Source organism: Solibacillus sp. NPDC093137, from assembly GCF_050280445.1.
In the GTDB taxonomy this organism is placed as follows: Bacteria; Bacillota; Bacilli; order Bacillales_A; family Planococcaceae; genus Solibacillus; species Solibacillus isronensis_B.
Map to the genome: position 1 here is coordinate 40,995 of NZ_JBNNVH010000007.1, position 18,398 is coordinate 59,392.

The 18,398-nt window shown below is 36.2% G+C and carries 16 protein-coding genes; 13 read left to right on the forward strand and 3 right to left on the reverse strand.

What is annotated here, in order from left to right:
* The first annotated feature begins 3 nt into the window (after positions 1 to 3).
* The 8 genes from walK to ACQKN3_RS17460 all read left to right on the forward strand — a co-directional run bounded on the left by walK (position 4) and on the right by ACQKN3_RS17460 (position 8,574).
* A complete protein-coding gene (gene walK / locus ACQKN3_RS17425; protein WP_251691010.1) occupies positions 4 to 1,839 on the forward strand; it encodes a cell wall metabolism sensor histidine kinase WalK in 1,836 nt (611 codons plus the stop codon).
* Positions 1,836 to 3,170: a YycH family regulatory protein gene (locus ACQKN3_RS17430; protein WP_427713616.1), complete on the forward strand. Its 1,335-nt coding sequence runs from the start codon at positions 1,836 to 1,838 to the stop codon at positions 3,168 to 3,170. The genes walK and ACQKN3_RS17430 overlap by 4 nt, the downstream gene beginning before the upstream one ends.
* Positions 3,151 to 3,990 (forward strand): two-component system regulatory protein YycI, encoded by an 840-nt coding sequence (locus tag ACQKN3_RS17435; protein WP_427713618.1) that lies wholly within the window; start codon positions 3,151 to 3,153, stop codon positions 3,988 to 3,990. Before ACQKN3_RS17430 ends, ACQKN3_RS17435 begins: the two co-directional genes overlap by 20 nt.
* A gap of 12 nt (positions 3,991 to 4,002) precedes the next feature.
* On the forward strand, positions 4,003 to 4,791 hold the full coding sequence (locus ACQKN3_RS17440) for an MBL fold metallo-hydrolase (protein ID WP_251691005.1): 789 nt from the start codon (positions 4,003 to 4,005) through the stop codon (positions 4,789 to 4,791).
* 181 nt (positions 4,792 to 4,972) lie between these two features.
* Positions 4,973 to 6,265, forward strand: coding sequence for a S1C family serine protease (locus ACQKN3_RS17445; protein ID WP_251691004.1), 1,293 nt, complete (start codon positions 4,973 to 4,975; stop codon positions 6,263 to 6,265).
* A gap of 163 nt (positions 6,266 to 6,428) precedes the next feature.
* The gene (locus ACQKN3_RS17450; RefSeq protein ID WP_079523607.1) at positions 6,429 to 6,593 is read left to right on the forward strand and encodes a CxxH/CxxC protein; all 165 of its coding nucleotides are present in this window, start codon (positions 6,429 to 6,431) and stop codon (positions 6,591 to 6,593) included.
* Between the two features lie 90 nt (positions 6,594 to 6,683).
* Positions 6,684 to 7,163, forward strand: coding sequence for a 23S rRNA (pseudouridine(1915)-N(3))-methyltransferase RlmH (gene rlmH, locus ACQKN3_RS17455; protein WP_427713623.1), 480 nt, complete (start codon positions 6,684 to 6,686; stop codon positions 7,161 to 7,163).
* Between the two features lie 466 nt (positions 7,164 to 7,629).
* The gene (locus tag ACQKN3_RS17460; protein ID WP_427713625.1) at positions 7,630 to 8,574 is read left to right on the forward strand and encodes a sensor domain-containing diguanylate cyclase; all 945 of its coding nucleotides are present in this window, start codon (positions 7,630 to 7,632) and stop codon (positions 8,572 to 8,574) included.
* 158 nt (positions 8,575 to 8,732) lie between these two features.
* Here ACQKN3_RS17460 and ACQKN3_RS17465 read toward each other — a convergent pair whose 3' ends face one another.
* Both ACQKN3_RS17465 and ACQKN3_RS17470 read right to left on the reverse strand, forming a co-directional pair.
* The gene (locus ACQKN3_RS17465) at positions 8,733 to 9,668 is read right to left on the reverse strand and encodes a sensor histidine kinase (protein ID WP_427713628.1); all 936 of its coding nucleotides are present in this window, start codon (positions 9,666 to 9,668) and stop codon (positions 8,733 to 8,735) included.
* Between the two features lie 9 nt (positions 9,669 to 9,677).
* On the reverse strand, positions 9,678 to 10,376 hold the full coding sequence (locus tag ACQKN3_RS17470; RefSeq protein ID WP_427713631.1) for a LytR/AlgR family response regulator transcription factor: 699 nt from the start codon (positions 10,374 to 10,376) through the stop codon (positions 9,678 to 9,680).
* A gap of 162 nt (positions 10,377 to 10,538) precedes the next feature.
* Between ACQKN3_RS17470 and ACQKN3_RS17475 the strand changes: the two genes are divergently transcribed.
* A complete protein-coding gene (locus ACQKN3_RS17475) occupies positions 10,539 to 11,288 on the forward strand; it encodes an ATP-binding cassette domain-containing protein (RefSeq protein ID WP_427713633.1) in 750 nt (249 codons plus the stop codon).
* A complete protein-coding gene (locus tag ACQKN3_RS17480; RefSeq protein WP_427713636.1) occupies positions 11,281 to 12,432 on the forward strand; it encodes an ABC transporter permease in 1,152 nt (383 codons plus the stop codon). Before ACQKN3_RS17475 ends, ACQKN3_RS17480 begins: the two co-directional genes overlap by 8 nt.
* Positions 12,433 to 12,667: 235 nt before the next feature.
* Here the strand turns inward: ACQKN3_RS17480 and ACQKN3_RS17485 are convergent, their stop codons facing one another.
* The gene (locus ACQKN3_RS17485; protein WP_427713771.1) at positions 12,668 to 13,486 is read right to left on the reverse strand and encodes a dimethylarginine dimethylaminohydrolase family protein; all 819 of its coding nucleotides are present in this window, start codon (positions 13,484 to 13,486) and stop codon (positions 12,668 to 12,670) included.
* A gap of 400 nt (positions 13,487 to 13,886) precedes the next feature.
* On the opposite strand from ACQKN3_RS17485, the gene ACQKN3_RS17490 reads away from it, so the two are divergent.
* The 3 genes from ACQKN3_RS17490 to ACQKN3_RS17500 all read left to right on the forward strand — a co-directional run bounded on the left by ACQKN3_RS17490 (position 13,887) and on the right by ACQKN3_RS17500 (position 18,307).
* A complete protein-coding gene (locus ACQKN3_RS17490; RefSeq protein WP_427713639.1) occupies positions 13,887 to 15,683 on the forward strand; it encodes a sulfatase-like hydrolase/transferase in 1,797 nt (598 codons plus the stop codon).
* A 637-nt stretch (positions 15,684 to 16,320) separates the two neighbouring features.
* Entirely contained in the window at positions 16,321 to 16,623 is a 303-nt protein-coding gene (locus ACQKN3_RS17495; protein WP_251690993.1) for a DUF4212 domain-containing protein, read from the forward strand.
* 16 nt (positions 16,624 to 16,639) lie between these two features.
* Positions 16,640 to 18,307, forward strand: a complete 1,668-nt coding sequence (locus tag ACQKN3_RS17500) for a sodium:solute symporter family protein (RefSeq protein ID WP_251690991.1) — start codon at positions 16,640 to 16,642, stop codon at positions 18,305 to 18,307.
* The last annotated feature ends 91 nt before the right edge of the window (positions 18,308 to 18,398 follow it).

Genomic DNA, 18,398 nt, shown 5'->3' on the forward strand with positions numbered 1-18,398 from the left:
TACATGCAAAAAGTGAACTTTTTTAAGTCCATCCATGTAAAGCTTGTACTGATTTATGTCCTATTAATTATTATTGCTCTTCAAATTATAGGCATTTATTTCTCAAAGCAGCTGGAGACGAGTTTAAAAACGAATTTCCAGGATTCGATTCGCCAAAGAATAGAGCTTGTGCATTATAGTGTTCGTGAAGAAATGTTAAAAGTGCGCGATGAAAATACGCCTCCTACGATAGAGGATAGTTTAAAGTCCATTTTGCAGGGTTTTTCTACAGAAGATATTAACAAAATCAATGTAGTGGACCGTCAATACCGTATATTGGCTACTTCCGATAATGACCAGGCAATTGTTGGTCAACGGATAAATGAAGAAATTATCCAACAGGCCGCGTCTTCCGAAACACTGTTGGATAAGGTTTCAATGGATCGGGATACAGGAGATCGCATGTGGATACTGGCTGTCCCTATTATGGATAATGTAGGGCCCAAGGGGGAATTGAAGGGTGTCATTTACGTTCAATCGAATATTGAAAAGGTATATGAGCAATTAAATGAAATTAATCGTATTTTTGCAGCAGGTATTGCAGTTTCGCTTGCTATTACGATTATATTAGGAATTTTAGTTGCGAGAACCATCACTCGCCCTATTTCCGATATGCGAAAACAGGCGCAGGCAATGTCAAAAGGGAATTATGCAAGGAAAGTGCGTGTATACGGAACAGATGAAATTGGACAGTTAGCCATTGCCTTCAATCATTTGACCAATCGCCTTCAGGAAGCACAATCCACGACAGAGGCCGAACGCCGGAAACTGGCAAGCGTACTTAGTAATATGACAGATGGTGTAATTGCAACAGACCGTAAAGGGAAAATTATTTTGATTAATGATCCGGCATTGGAATTGCTTCATGATTCACGTGAAACAACTTTAAACCGCCCAATTGCATCGGTATTGCGTTTAGACCAGGAATATAGTTTTGAAGACTTGATTCATATGAAAGATCCTGTGAATCTTGATTTTAGTATGAATGATGCGCCATATGTGTTACGAGCAAACTTTTCTGTAATTCAAAAGGAAACAGGTTTTGTTAATGGTCTGATTACAGTATTGCATGATATTACCGAACAGGAAAAAATCGATATGGAACGTCGTGAATTTGTTGCGAATGTTTCCCATGAATTGCGTACGCCGTTAACGACGATGCGCAGCTATTTAGAAGCCCTTGCAGAAGGTGCGTGGAAAGATGAAAATATAGCGCCAACATTTTTAAACGTCACACAAACTGAAACAGAGCGTATGATCCGCCTTGTTAATGATTTGCTGCAGTTATCAAAAATGGACAGCCAGGAGTATGAACTGAACTTGGAGTTTGTTGAATTTAATAAGTTTTTCACGCAAATTATCGACCGATTTGAAATGTCGAAGTCACAAAATGTAGAGTTTATCCGATTGCTTCCGGAAAAAAGTTATTTTGTTGATATTGATACCGATAAGCTGACACAGGTAATCGATAATATTATTTCAAATGCATTGAAGTATTCTCCGGATGGCGGCAATATTCGTTTTGGTTTTACCGTTCATGATAATATGATTCGCGTTATGATTTCAGATGATGGCATGGGAATTCCGAAAGAAAATGTGACGCGAATTTTTGATCGTTTCTATCGTGTAGACCGAGCAAGAGCAAGGTCGATGGGTGGAACAGGTTTAGGTCTTGCAATCGCTCGTGAAATGATTGAAGCACACGGCGGGAAAATTTGGGCAGAAAGTGAGGAAGGCCAGGGTACTACGATATTCTTCACATTGCCATATGAATTGGATGAAGCGGGTGATTGGGAATGAAATATGTTGAACAGATAAAATCTCTTTTATTAGCATTCCTCGTTTTACTCAGCATTGTGTTCACACTTCTTATTTGGAATTACAAACCGGAATATGAAACGATAAAGGAGACCCAGATTGAGGAAGTACTTGTCGGCAAACCTAAGGATTTACAGGAAGTAATAAAACCGTACAGATTGTTGTATCGCCAAAATGACCAATTTTACGGTACAGTCTCTTCAACACCTTTAAAAGGTTTATATAAACACTTACGTTTATGGCAAGTTTACGAGATGGAATTAATTAAAAGTGACCTTTCAGACAGTAAAATGAATGAAATGGTGCGTACGAATAATCGTATAACAATGTTTTATAATGAAGAAATTCCTTTGCGCGTTTTCTCTAATCTATTGTCATATAATGAAAATGAAATACCGGATGCAAGCTTTACACGTCTTATTATAGACTGGTCAAATGTTGAAAATAGTGATCAGATACAGTTGCTCTTCCTAAACACAGAAAAACGTTTATATTATAGAGCGTATGCAAGCGTACCGGATAAGGATTATTTCATGGAGAAGGTAATTGAACCAGCCAATGATTATAGCCAATACGTTGAAGTTGAACGGGATGCTTTACGCTCTTTATATGTGGCCAAAGATCCTATACAGTTAGCGAGGGACAGATATTTAGCTGTAGATATTAAACCTGATCTATTTAAAAAGATTCTGTTCACCGATTTAAAAATCGTACAAAGGAATATTGAAAGTTCTCAATCCGAACGCTTTACTGATGGAACATCGTTAATGACAGTTGATAGCCAAAATCGGATAATAAATTATGTATACCCGACTGCAGAAAGTAATACACCGCTTCCTTCGACAAGATTATTGAAGGACAGTTATAATTTTATAAATGACCATGGTGGATTTACAATGGATTACCGCTTGTCCTATATGGACATTGGAAGGCATAGTACAGAGTATCAGCTATTTGTACAGGGTCTTCCTGTATACAGTAATGATACGATGACTCGTCTCGTAACTACTTGGGGTGAAGACCGTATTTTCCGTTACCGCCGCCCTTATTATTTAATGGATACTCATATTGATGGGGTACAGAGAGATCTGGAATCAGGGGAACAAATAGCTGAGTCACTCCGTACAAATAATAAAAAATTATTTAATGAAACAGAGGAAATCGTTGTTGGGTACGAATTAACGCTTGAAGAATCGGATCAGGATACGGATTTAGTCCTCGTATTGGAGCCAAAATGGTTTGCCGTAACAAACAATGAATGGACACGCCTTTCACCCGAGGAAACAGGGGGTGATGAATTTGGATTGGAGTAAAACGAAAACTATTTTTATATGGGTTTTTCTAGTATTGAATATCTTTTTATATACGCAGTATTTAGAGAGCTATAAAGAAGGAGAGAAAATAGAAGTTTTAGGGGAAACGGTGGAAATCGAAGCCCGTTTGAAGGAAGATAATATAACGTATATTGCCCTTCCGAACAATAAGGAAAGTGCGGCATATTATTCCGGACAAATTAAAAATTTCTCTCCATCTGAAGTGCCATACTTTCCGAATCAAAGTGCAAAGATCGAAAATAACAATAAGCTGATTGTGACGATGGACAAGCCTGTAAAGCTACAGAAAAGCGATACTCGAGATTCATATACTGAATTTGTCCACAACAATGTATATGAAGGTAATTCCTATGTGCTTTGGAATATCGATGAAGAGAAAAGAGAAGCGACATTTTTCCAGAAGGTGAATGATGTAACACTGTATTATAATGTGCGTGGTTATGTAAAACTTTATTGGGATAATGACAACCGCATTGTTTCCTATGAGCAAACAATGCTGGAAAAGCATGAAAAGTTAGATAAACAGCAAAATCTATTAACTGCAAGACAAGTATTGCAGATTCTATATGGAAAGAATTTATTAAAACCAAATTCTCAGATTACGGAAATGAATCTAGGCTACTCTACAATTGTTCAATTAACGCAAACACAAGTATTTGCACCGACATGGGAAGTGCGGGTAAAACTGGCTGATGACACAGAAGAAATACATTTTGTGAATGCGGTACAAGGACGAATTGTGGAGATCCAAAATGACTTATCCGAAATTGTTGAGCAGACAGAGGATTTGGAAGAGTAGGGAGTTTTAACAATGCGATTTAGCGTTTTAGCAAGTGGCAGTACAGGAAACGCAGTCTACGTAGAAAATGATGAACACTCATTTTTGATTGATGCAGGCTTAAGCGGAAAGAAAATGGAGCAACTGTTTGCTAATATAGATCGTGATATGAAAAGTTTATCAGGTATTTTAGTAACACATGAGCATAGTGACCATATAAAAGGGCTCGGTGTCATTGCACGTAAATATAATATTCCTGTATTTGCAAATGCAAAAACATGGACAGCGATGGACGGGCTAGTAGGAACAATCCCAACCGATTTATGTTTTGATTTTGATATGGAAACAGTAAAAACATTCGGCGGGCTGGATATTCAATCATTTGCCGTGTCTCACGATGCTGCTGAACCGATGTTCTATACATTCTATGAGAACGGGCGAAAGCTAGTTGTCATTACAGATACAGGCTATGTCAGTGACCGGATGAAAGGATATATCTCAGCAGCAGATGCCTACGTATTTGAAAGTAACCACGATGTGAGTATGCTTCAAATGGGCAAATATCCTTGGAGTATTAAACGCCGTATATTATCGGATGTAGGACATGTTTCAAATGAGGATGCTGCAGTAGCAATGGCTGATGTTGTAGCAGAAAAACCGACGCAAATTTATTTGGCGCATTTAAGTAAAGACAACAATATGAAAGATCTGGCGCGGATGAGCGTAGAACAGACATTACAGTCATGCGGTATTATTGCAGGGGAATATTTGCATCTGCATGATACCGATGCCAATGAGCCGACAAAGCTTGTGACAGTTTAATTTAGCAAGGCATAATTGAAGTAAATATGGGTAAAAGATAGGTGTGTTAAAAGTTTCTACTTTTAGCATACCTTTTTTATTTTATGAACAATTTTTTAATTAGGTTTTATGTGATTTTCATCTAATTTTAATGTTAAGTGTGTATGCTAACAGTAAGAGGAATAAAGAAAGGATGAGCGATATGGGATACTATCCTGAAGACGATAAAAAAGAAACTCAAAATGATCGTATTGCTGAGCTTGAGGCTCGTTTAAAAAGAGAAGAAGAAGAAAAAAAACAGCGGCAAAATAGAAAAGAAAAAAAAGGCGGCAGTAAAGGCGGGTACTTTTTATCTGGCTTGAGTGGTGTTGTCGTTGGTGCTTTATTATTATGGCTCCTGCTCCCCTCGTTGGCAAATCAGCTACCAGGTGGTAATGAAGTTAACTCGGTTACAAATGATTCCCCAAACTCAACGATTAGCCAAACTGCAACAGAGGTGACAACTGATGTAACAAATGCGGTTGAAAAAGTATCGAGTGCCGTTGTTGGGATTACAAATATCCAAAATGTAGCACCAAACTTTTGGAATCAAAGTACGGGAGAAGCTCAAGCGGTAGGTAGCGGTTCAGGCGTTGTATATAAAAAAGAAGGGAACTTTGCCTTTATCGTAACGAACCACCATGTTGTGGATGGTGCAGAACAAATTGAAGTAACTTTAGATGATGGCGAGAAAGTAAAAGCAGAGCTTATCGGTTCTGATATTTGGACAGACTTGGCAATACTTTCAATACCAAGTGAAGGAATCGATACAGTAGCTAACTTTGGAAATTCGGATGTATTAAAACAAGGTGAAACGGTAATTGCCATCGGAAATCCATTAGGATTAGATTTTTATGGTTCGGTAACAACAGGTGTAATTTCGGGGAAAGACCGCTCTGTACCTGTCGACTTAAATGAAGATGGTGCAGAAGACTGGTCAACAGAAGTATTACAGACTGATGCAGCAATCAACTCAGGAAACTCAGGCGGAGCTTTAGTGAATATTGCAGGTGAGTTAATCGGTATAAATTCCATGAAAATTGCCCAGTCTTCAGTTGAGGGCTTAGGATTTGCGATTCCGATCAATTCAGCAATTCCAATTATTGAACAACTCGAAAAGCATGGGGAAGTACAACGCCCAACTATGGGAATTTCCTTAGTCGATTTAACGGAAGTACCGGCTTATTATCAACAGCAAACATTAAAATTACCTGAAGAAGTAACGAATGGTGTTGTCATTTCTCAAGTTGTAAGAGGTTCAGCTGCAGATAAAGCAGGTTTACAGCAGTACGATGTCATTGTAGAAATGGATGGCGAAAAAATCGAAAATGCAATTGAGCTTCGTAAACATTTATATAATCAAAAATCTATTGGCGATACATTAAAAATTAAAGTATATCGCAACGGTAAAATAGTAGAGGCAAATTTAGAGTTAGTGGAAAATGCACAATTGTAAATGTGGATAACTTAATTAAAGAATGAAATTGTACACAACGGGTAGAGAAGAAAAAGGCTTGTCTTTTCTACTCGTTTTTTGTCTGTTACAATGGGTTGTGGATAACATTTCAAAAATTGTGAATAAGTTTGTGGAAATTTCAGAAAAGAAAGAAGGTTTAAAAATGAAGACGTACAGCTGTGAAACCCATATAGATCATGCGTTAGATATGCACGTGGCAGAAACAGAAAATTTCCCGATGATGGATTTGTTATCGGAAGAGGAAAAGTTATCAACAACTTGTTCTTACTGTGAACAGTCCGCAACATATGTTGTATCAAGTAAATAACTTTACACAATATATAGTTTTTATTTGTGGATATGTGCATAACTTTTGTGGATAACTTGTTTGTAAATGGAACGTAAAGGTGGATAAGTTGTGAATATTACTATCATCTCGGTTGGTAAGTTGAAAGAAAAGTATTTAAAAATGGGTATTGAGGAATATGTAAAGCGATTAGGCGGCTATGCGAAAATCGATTTAGTAGAAGTACCGGATGAGAAAGCACCTGAGCAGTTAAGTGAAGCTGATATGGAAATCGTCAAACGTAAAGAAGGTGACCGTATCCTTGCGAAAATCAATGAAGGTACATATGTCATCGCATTGGCACTTGACGGTAAAATGAAAACGAGTGAAGAAATGGCCGCAGATTTAGAGGCGCTAATGACTTACGGGAAAAGCAAAGTCGCGTTTGTTATAGGCGGATCATTAGGATTGCATGCGGATGTACTTAATCGCGCGGATGAAAAACTGTGCTTCGGAAAAATGACGCTGCCTCACCAGTTGATGAAACTAGTGCTAGTAGAGCAGATTTACCGCAGTTTTAGAATTATTAAGGGTGAACCGTATCATAAGTAAGTGCGGTTTTTAATAAACCATCGATTACAGTAGTTTTACTGTAGTTGATGGTTTGTTTTTGTTTGTCTAAGAGTAATAATTTGCAGATGAATAGGGAGTAGCATGACTTAATATAAACTCTTTTTATGTAGATTTAAAATATACAAAAGCTAAGACCGATTTTCTTTTATAGAAGATCGGCCTTTACAAATTGTTTACGGATTTTTTCCTATACTTTATTCTTTGTTCAACTCGAAATGTAATTCAGGATATTTAACATTGATAAATGAATTTATAGAAACATATATTCAGTGAGTGTAGTTGGTAGATGAAAAAATCACAATTTAGCCTGAGTTATATGTGCTAGTAAGAGTAGATTGCATTATAGTAAAAAAGTATAATTGAATAATAAGGAAATTATATAAAAAGAAGGACTACATGATGAAAATTACAATCTACTTAATAAAGTTATCAGGGGATTTATGAAATGGTTTTATTTATATTCGGTTTAGTAACGGGATTAATAATGTATTGGATTTATACAAAATATTATCAATCAAAATTTCAAAATGAAAACATTCCCTTAAAGTTAGTGGAAAGGTCGCAAGATATCATTTATTACTATGAAGTAAAACCTGTCTATAGACATAGGTATACAAGTCCTTCTGTAGATTTATTTTTAGGGGAAGGTACGTTAGAGGCTCTCTATAGAGATTCGAATACCCCTTTTGAAATGATTCACCCAGAGGACAAAACAATTATGGAGAACAAGATTTCAGGTCAAATTAATTATAACGAGGGTATTATCCAGCGTTTAAAAGGTACGGATGGAATTTATAGATGGTTTGAGGAATATACAACGCCGATTTACGAGAACAGAGAAATCGTTGCGATTCAAGGTATTATGCGAAATATTGATGAAAAAATAAAGTTAGAGCAAGAATTACAATATCGAAGTACCCATGATGCATTAACGGATATTTATAATCGTGGTTATTTTGAACAAATGATTAATTATTATAATAAAGAAAAGAATGTAGCGTTGGGTATAATTTTATGCGATCTCGATCAATTAAAATATGTAAATGATACATATGGACATAAAAAAGGTGATCAATATATAGAAGCCGCAGCGAAATTACTAAAAAGCACATTTTCCGGTAACGTAATTGTTTCACGTGTAGGAGGAGATGAATTTGCTGTAATTATACCAAATACAACGATGAATCAGATTGAAATGCTTTGTAATCTGCTCCGTGAAAAAACCAATCATCATCCTGTATTAAATAATGATATCAACCTTCAAATGTCGATTGGTATGGCTTTTAGTGAGCAATCGGCTGGTAAAACAGAAAGTCTCTACATTGAAGCAGATAAAAAGATGTATGAAGAAAAGAAACAAAAACGAAAACCGATATCTATGCTCCATTAGAGCATTTTTATCTATTTATTATAATTGATATAAGAAATACCGTAAAAAATAACCATCACCTGAAGTTTGAAGGAGTATATGAAGCATTAAATAAATCAAAGCTTCAATAATCTACATCCCGTAAGACAATCAGTAGGTGTAGCTTATTAAAGCTTTTTTTATGAGATGACATTAGGAATTTTACACGTAATTGTAAATGTTTGCTTCTCTGCTATAAATTCTAAATATCCGTTATGCTGCTCTATAATTTGCCGAATAATTGAAGTACCTAAACCATTATGATTTGGTTTTGTTGTAACACCAGTCTTGGCAAACAGTTGGTCAGCAATTTCCTTCGGCAAGGGAATTGTATTGTTTGAACAAGTTAATAGATATAGACCGCTTTTTTTACGAAGGCTTAATTCAATAAAAGCTTGTTTGTTATACTTCGTTTGCCATTCAATGCTTGCATCAATCGCATTTTCTAATATATTCCCTATTAGCTGAACGATTTCATCAGATGGAAGGGATAAATTTGATACAGGTGTTTCAAACAAATAATTAATTGCAATATTGTGGCTTCGTGCCTTTTCGTAATTCGTATATAATACGGCTGCTACTGCCCCCTGCTCTCCCTTTAACGACAAGTTCGTCTGTTCATATCGCTTTACTAACCTTTGCATATAGATTTTAGCTTCATTAACCTTATCTTTTTCCAGTAAATAAGCAATTGCTGATACATGCTTTAAGTAATCGTGACGTTCTTTACGTACCTCTTGAAATGTACGATTAAATTCTACTAGCTTTTCATTTACTTCTAACTGTACTGTTGAAGTCTTAAATAGCGCTTTCTGCTTTTGTGAACTATAAATAACCACAAGCAATGCGCCAAAAAGTAAGAGTAGATTTTGTACACTCTTCCCATTTAATACATAGACACCATACATACATAAATGAATTATTACACTCCAATCAATCTTTAACGTAATTCTTTTCATAGCTACTAATGTTAAAATGATGCTTATTGGAATGCTTATGTATAAGGAAAGATAGCCTACTGTTGCGAGGGCAAAATGGGTACAACAAATGATGAAAAAATATAGTTTATGCTTCATATAGCCACCTCAAAAGTAGTTTTTTTGTATAATATCTAGGTTTTCCTTTGTAATAACTGCTTTTTCTTCAATTCCTTCAAAGGACACTAAATAGGAATTCTTTGCGTATAACGAAAAATTTAATATGTATCGAATATTAATAATAAATGAGCGGTGAGCTCTTATAAACAAACGGTCCCTTAACTCTCCCTCTAATTCATTTAAGGTTTGATAGGTTTTTACAGGACCATTTTTTGTATAGATCGTTGTAGCACGACCTGAACGTTCAATAAATATAATGTCCTTTTTTTGTACGATATGAATATCAGATTTTTGCTTAATAAAAATCCGGCCCGATAACTCGGCTTTTTGTTGCTTTGCTAACAATCTTTCAACAGAAGATACAAGTCTTTCTTTTGTATAGGGCTTCATTATGTAATCATGTACGTTCAATTCAAAAGCATGAACAGCGTACCCGCTATTGCCTGTTACAAAGATAACCATAATTTGTAAGGCGTGTGTATAAATAATATCAGCTAATTCGTAACCCGATAATTCTGGCATTTCAATATCCGCAATCAGTAAATCAATCGATTGCTTTTTTATTTCCTCATAGGCTTGCTGTGCACTTGTAGTAGCAAATACAATATTTATTTCTTCGATTGGCTCTATAATTGCCTTTAGTTTATCTAAATCAATTGCTCGGTCATCTACTAATCCTACTCTCATGTTATACACCTCGTAATAAATATACACTATACGTAAAATTTTGACAGTTCTACAATTCATTCTCCCTTTTCACGACATAATAGGGCATTTTTGCGACAACATCGCAGACACCTCTTGTATTTATTTGTACGATAAAAACATCAAATAAACGAGGTGACGGAAATGATTGAAATTAAAGGAGTAACAAAACAATTTCAAAATAAGAAACAATATATAACTGCCTTAAAGCAAGTTTCCCTAGAAGTTCATGAGGGTGAGGTACTTGGGCTCCTAGGTGAAAACGGTGCCGGGAAAACAACCTTACTACGAACAATCGCTACTCTAATTGAACCGTCTTCAGGCAGCGTTGAAGTAGCAGGTTTTCATACCGTAAAGCAATCTGATGAAGTGAAAAAACGAATCGGCGTATTGTTTGGGAGTGAAACAGGACTTTATGAGCGACTGACAACACGCGAAAATTTAGAATATTTTGGTTCACTTTATGGCTTAGGTAAGCATGAAACAAAAGTACGTATTGAAAAATTAGCCAAAATGTTTGGCATGAGAGACTATTTAGATCGAAAAATCGGTGGGTTTTCAAAAGGGATGCGTCAAAAAGTGGCCATTGCAAGAACATTATTACATGATCCGGATATTGTACTCTTTGATGAACCAACGACAGGGCTAGATATTACATCATCCAATACTTTCCGTCAGCTTGTGCACCAACTGAAACGTGAAGGGAAAACCATTATTTTCTCCAGTCATATTGTAGAGGAAGTAACGATGCTATGTGACCGAGTAGCAATGATTCATAAAGGTGAGCTTGTCTATGATGGCACTCTTGAACAGCTTTATGCTGAAGAAGGCTCAAGCGATTTAAACTATATTTTCATGAGTAAATTAGTACGTGGAGGAAATGAAGATGCTTAATATATTCAAAAAAGAGTTAAAGGATACATTTCGAGATCAACGCACATTAATTTTAACTGTATTTTTACCATTAGTTTTAATGTCAGCATTAGTATTCTTCTATGAAAAAATGATGGCGCCTGACGAGGATATTCAGCTTCATGTCGTGACAGAAAAAGATCAGTTAGAGTTTGTAAAAGGTTTACTAGATGGAAAAGGAAATTTAGAGCTTCGTGCTGTTGATGATGTGGAAGTTACTATTAAAGAAGGTGAAGCAGTAGCCGGGCTTGTTCTTGCTGGAGACTTTGAACAGCAAATCTCTGCCGGAATTGTGCCAACAATTCAAATTTTAGGCGATGCATATAGTGAAAACAGCTATATTGCCATGTCAGCAATCGAAATGGCATTAACACAATACAGTCAGGCAATTGTTTCTGAACGATTAGGACAACAAAATGTAGAAACGTCAATTTTAACACCTTTTACAGTTAATAAAGTACAAGTAATCGAAGGTGATCAATCTGTAAAAATGATGAGCTTTCTTATCCCAATGATGCTGGTTATTGCAGTAGGTATAGGCATTACATCTTCATCAGCAGATTTTATTGCAGGGGAAAAAGAACGCCGTACGATGGAAGCTTTATTAATGACTCCTGTAAATCGCAGTTCATTTTTATTAGGCAAATGGTTAACGCTTGTAATTCTTGCTACTGTTACAGGTATTTTAACGTTAGGAATTGTATTTATTGAAATCTACTTCTTTACAGAACAGTTAAAAGCCGGCTTAACAATGGAAGGGGATATTTGGTTAATTGGTACGGTCGCTCTTTTAATTATCATCAGTTTCGCTGCATTAATGGCTTCAGCATTATTGCTGACAAGTATTTTTGGTAAGACGGTAAAAGAAGCACAAAGCTACGGAACACCCATAATTATGGTTGGAATTTTACCGGCATTATTCATCACAAGTGTCGGGCTAAATGAATTAACTACTGGATATTTTTTAGTACCAATCTTAAATGTGTTTGCTATTTTTAAAGAATTATTTGTTGGAATCATTGATATCGAGCACGTGTTTATTACACTTGGAGTTAACATAGTGTTAGCTTTAGTAATTCTAGCAGTAGGACGTATTTTATTTGCGAAAGATAAATGGGTGTTGTAATAAAATAAATAATAGCAAATCCCTTGTAGGTGCATGCAAGGGATTTATTTTTATTTACTACAGCGCATCTACTTTTTGTTTTAGAAGATCTGATTGAAATTTAAACCGCACTTAACCATATTACGTAGTTCCGCATCATAAGTAAGTGCGGTTTATAAATTTTGTGAAAGAAGGTTTTCTTTAGTTGGAGGCAGTTTCACTAAAGATGCAACTGCAGATCCAATGTAATTTTTATTTATGCTTCTCGTAAGATAGGAAGGGTGCAGCAGCGGAACGAGCCGCCGGATTTAATAATTTCTGTAATATCCACTTCAATTACCTGAAAGCCCCGATTTCGAAGCTGTTTGTTGACATTAATATTAACTGGCAGACTTAATATCCGCTTGTTGCCAATACTCAATACATTTGTACCTAATTGAAATTGCTCTTCTTCAGAAACCTCAATTAAATCATAACGTGCTGCAAAAAAGTTAATTTCTTTTTGTGTTAAAGCATTTTTATAAATAAGGGCTACTTCAGGGGAAACGATATTAAATATACAATCTAAATGCAAGTATTTTTCTTTAAATGGAATAGGAATGACCTTAAAATTATTTAATAGACGCTGTAATTGTTCAACAGCTTTTTCGTCCGTCCGATTACTGAGTCCCACGTAGATGGTATTCTGATCGATTACAACATCCCCGCCTTCAATTCGTTCCTCGATTAAATTATAATAAGAGATTTCTTCGTCCTCCAGCCACTGCTTTAAAATGTTTTCCTCTCCTGAGCGAACTTCTGTCGCCATTTTAGCAACAAAAATTGTTTGTCCTAGTGTAAAACCAACATCCCTTGTAAAGACCTGTTCAGGATATTTTTTATGATAAGGTAATAAAATAACATCGACGTTATTTTCCTGTAGAATTCTAACAAATTCAGCATGCTGCTCGAGTGCGCGTTCAATATGGATGCCTTCCTTCTTAAAATGCTCCTGTGTTTCATTAATTATCTCACGAATCGTCATATATTGAGGTTGACAAAGAAGTACTTTTTTTAAAACATCGTACTCACTCATGCAAAAGGTCTTGAGATTTATGTTTGGGCGTTCTGTCACTTTCAGGCACTCCTATCATCGCTTTTTGAACTAGTTTTTCCGAAACGGTCATTATTATTACAAACGGACATACTGAAATTAAAGTCAATAGCATTTCTATTATTATATATTTATAGTCACATATTCCTAAATGAACATGAAACTAGAAATACATATATATATAATTCGCATCAAAGATGTCTTAATAGAAAGAAAAGGGACAACCTTTACAATTCGGTTGCCACAATCTTAAATAGATGCAGTTTTTGTAACTTTGATTCGGTACGGATCTTTCTAAATAATACCCTTCAAAGTGTATGGTATTTTCGAGCCTGTAAACATAAGATGTTTTAATTATTCATGTTCGCAAGGGGGAAAATATTTGGGATTGCAGAAAGAGGAGAACATAGAAGGAACAAAACCTAATTTCCTTATCTTTATAGTGGATGAACAACGATTTCCGACAGTTTACGAAAATAAGGAACTAAAGAAATGGCGTAAAGAAAATTTAAAGACACAGGAATTATTACGGGAAAATGGAATGGAATTTTTAAACCATTACGTTGGAAGCACTGCATGCTCACCGAGTAGAGCAACACTGTATACGGGACAATACCCATCATTACATGGGCTAACTAAAACAACTGGGGCTGCTGCGTCTTCATTTGAACCGGACGTATTCTGGCTAGATCCTAATACAGTTCCTACTTTTGGGGACTATTTTCGTGCGGCAGGCTACCGTACATTTTGGAAGGGGAAATGGCATGTGAGTCCTCAGGATATTTTGATTCCTGGAACTCAAAATGCATTGCCTAGTTACGATTCAAATACAGGTATTCCTGACCGAAATCTTGAAAAGTTTTACTTGGAATCTGAGCGTCTAAATGAATTTGGCTTTTCAGGCTGGGTTGGTCCAGAACCTCATGGATCCAATCCTCGTAACTCTGCTTCATCTGCTGGCATTGGAACAAGTGGTCGTGATGAAGTGTACTCAAGGGAAGTAGTTGAGTTACTTCATTCACTCGAAGCGGATAGTGTTAATCAAAGTCAACCTTGGTTAATTGTATCTTCATTTTTAAATCCACATGATATTACGTTGTTCGGAGAAACAACTGAATACCATCCGTTATTCAATTTTGAAGTAGACCCTTCTGTTCCTATTATTCCACCTGCTCCTACAGCGGATGAATTATTGCACACAAAGCCAGCTGCACAACAAAGCTACAAAGAGACTTACCACAAAGCCTTCCAGCCAACAAGAGATAGTCTTTTTTATCGTCAGCTTTATTTCTCCCTTCATAAAAAAGTCGATCAAGAAATGGGGAAGGTATACAATAAACTAAAATCCAGCAAATTTTATGATAATACAATTATCATTTTTACTTCTGATCATGGAGATTTATTAGGTGCTCACGGCGGATTATTTCAAAAGTGGTATAACGCATACGAAGAAGCGACTCATGTACCATTTATCGTTCATAATCCAAAATTGTTTCCAAATAGGCAAACTGCGGATATGTTGACTAGTCATGTAGATATTCTGCCAACTCTTTTAGGATTAGCCAAAATTGACGTAAACAAAATTCAACAGGAGTTAAGGAAAAATCATACTGAAGTACATCCACCTGTAGGAAGAAATTTAATGCCGCTTCTCTATGGGGATGAAGCTTTCCTACGGGCAAATGAGCCGATTTATTTTATGACAGATGATGATGTAACGAGAGGATTATCTCAGACTAGTATTTCCGGCCAGCCTTATAATTCTGTTGTCCAGCCAAACCATATTGAATCTGTCATTGCGTATCTTCCAACAGGTCAAAATAGGGAAAGGGAGCTTTGGAAGTTTTCAAGATACTTCGATAATCCGCAATTTTGGAGTAACCCAGGAGTAGAAGATCAAGTAACAGAAATTCAAAGTCAAACTCCTGTTAATGAAGAGATCACTGTTTCTATGTCAAAAATCGTAACGAAAACAGTTTCTGTTCCTGAACAATATGAACTGTATAATCTTACGAAGGATCCTCTTGAAAGAAAAAATCTTGCAAATCCTATCCACGCAAATATTGTAACAAAATTGATTCAATCATTAATGATGAATCTCCTGGAAGAACAGCGGGAACAAAAAAGGCTGACACCAACGAACGGTACTGTTTCATGTTTGGAAAATAGCGGGGATTAATAAAAAGCCGTTGTTTATTGGTGTGAAAAAAATGACATGAAAAAGCTTAGAGGATTAGTTACTATCCTCTAAGCTTTTTAGTATGTTGATCGAATGTAAATTGTTTTGCAACAAAAAAAGGCAGCATCTCACTTGGAGATGCTGCGGTAGAATTCTTTGTTCCTGAAGAACTCTAATGGGTTTGGCACCCAATAATGCTTATTTAACAATCTTAAATTAACATTGTCGATGTCAAAAATATGTTGGTCGTTTACTACTATTCCAATATAACATAGTAAACCGTGGAATCTTTAATAATTATGTATTCTGTGTTTAATTTTTGATGCTTGTCTGTTTTAGTTATCCCTACTCAAATAATTTTTTATTCTATAGTCGTTTTATCCTGGACCTTTTTAACATACATTAAAAAAAAAACTTGGAGACATAGGGGGAATTAGTTGCTTCTATTCATTATTCTTATCTCCATTTGCTGTCTTGCTTATGGACTAATCAAAAAACGTTTCATCGCTCTCACCTTTCCTATAATAGGACTTATTATTTTAATGGTTGTTAAGGTGATTTTAGTACCGCTTCCTTTAAAGGAAACAATTCTTTTTATTTTTGATTTACGATAAAAATTTGAAGAAAGAAGGTCTAGATGAAAAAAATCGACAAAAAAGTTGCTGATGCCTATTTCCGTGAGAAAAATACGTACATGGCTATTTATTTTGCAATTTGGTTTTTAGTGTCTTTTGTTATGGTAGCGCTTGCAGACTCGTTAACTGATGTTCAATTTTTGGGATTCCCGTTCCACTATTTTATGGGGGCAATTGGAGCTTTATTTACTTTCATTGTTTTACTGTTTGTAAATGCGATCGTTGGAGACAAAATCGATAAAAAGTATGGGATCAGTGAAGCGCGAAATGAAGAAATTGGCGCAAACAATATGATAAATCACTAATGGAAGGGGGTAATTTATGGATACTCAATTTATAGTTTCAATGTTAATTATATTGGCTACATTTGCTTTATATATTTGGATTGCGGTTTATAATACTGCTAAACAAACATCTGACTTCTATGTTGCTGGTCGTGGAGTGCCACCAATTTTTAATGGGATGGCAATTGGGGCAGACTGGATGAGTGCAGCATCCTTTATCGGGATGGCTGGTACGATCATGTTACTTGGCTATGATGGATTGGCTTATATTATGGGATGGACTGGCGGATATTTATTTTTAACGATATTACTTGCACCGCAGCTGCGTAAATTTGGCCGTTATACCGTGCCTGAATTTATCGGAGACCGTTTTAATAGTAAAGCAGCACTAATAATAGCAGCTTTATGTACAATTATTATAAGCTTCACGTATTCAATCGGTCAGCTATCGGGCTCTGGTGTAGTAATCGGGCGCCTCTTTGAAATTGATGCGAAAATAGGAACAATGATCGGCGTTGTACTTATTGCATTTTATGCTGCATTTGGTGGTATGAAAGGTATCACTTGGACTCAAGTAGCACAATACATCATTTTAATTATTGCATATTTAGTACCTGTAATTTTTATGTCATTACATTTGACTAGTAACCCTTTACCATGGATTTCGTATGGTGAAATTTTAACGAAAATGGGTGAACTCGACCGGGAACTTGGAATTTCTGAGTATTTTGCACCTTTCACCAACGGAACCAAGTGGCAGTTTTTAGCTCTTATGTTTACATTAATGTGTGGTACAGCTGGACTTCCACATGTAATTGTACGATTTTATACAGTAGGTACTATGAAGGCGGCCCGTTGGTCAGGGGCTTGGGCATTAGTTTTTATCGGACTTTTATATTTTAGCGCACCAGCTTATGCAGCTTTTGCTCGTTTTATATTAATGACGGAAGTTGCTGGTAATAAAATTGCTGAACTACCTGCTTGGACTCAATCATGGATTGATACTGGAAAATTGGGAATAGCCGATGCGAATGGTGATGGTATTCTTCAATGGCCAGAACTGCAAATTGCCAACGATATTGTCGTAATGGCTACACCTGAAATCGCAAATCTAGGGGTATTCGTTATTGGACTCGTGGCGGCAGGCGCAATGGCGGCAGCGTTATCTACAGCTGGTGGTTTAATGATTTCTATATCCTCATCATTTGCACATGATATTTATTACCGCATCATCAATCCACAAGCATCTGAGCAAAAACGCCTGTTAATAGGACGTATTTCAATTGTTGTTGCAACACTATTAGCTGGGATTATTGCATTAAACCCTCCTGGTGCCATTACTCAAATTGTTGCATGGGCATTCGCGCTTGCTACTGGTACCTTCTTCCCAGCACTCGTTTTAGGTGTATGGTGGAAGCGTGCGAATGCAAAAGGAACAATAGCGGGAATGCTTGTCGGCTTAGCGGTAACACTTATTTATATCTTCAGTGCGAAATACGGTGGCTTTACGGTATTAGGCATTATTGATACTGGTGCTGGTGTTTTCGGAGCAATTGCTGCTTTCGCTACTAATATAATTGTTTCACTTTCAACACGGGCTCCTTCACAAGAACTTCAAGATGCAGTTATAAATCTTCGTTATCCAGAACAAATGGTTTATAAAGACGGCGAAGTTTATTTAAATGACGGATCATCGAAGGAATAAAATATTGAGAGCGCAGTTCAATGTTTTATTGCAAAATCACTAATATTCAAAAAGCCAAAACGTTAATTCTACGTTTTGGCTTTTCTATTGG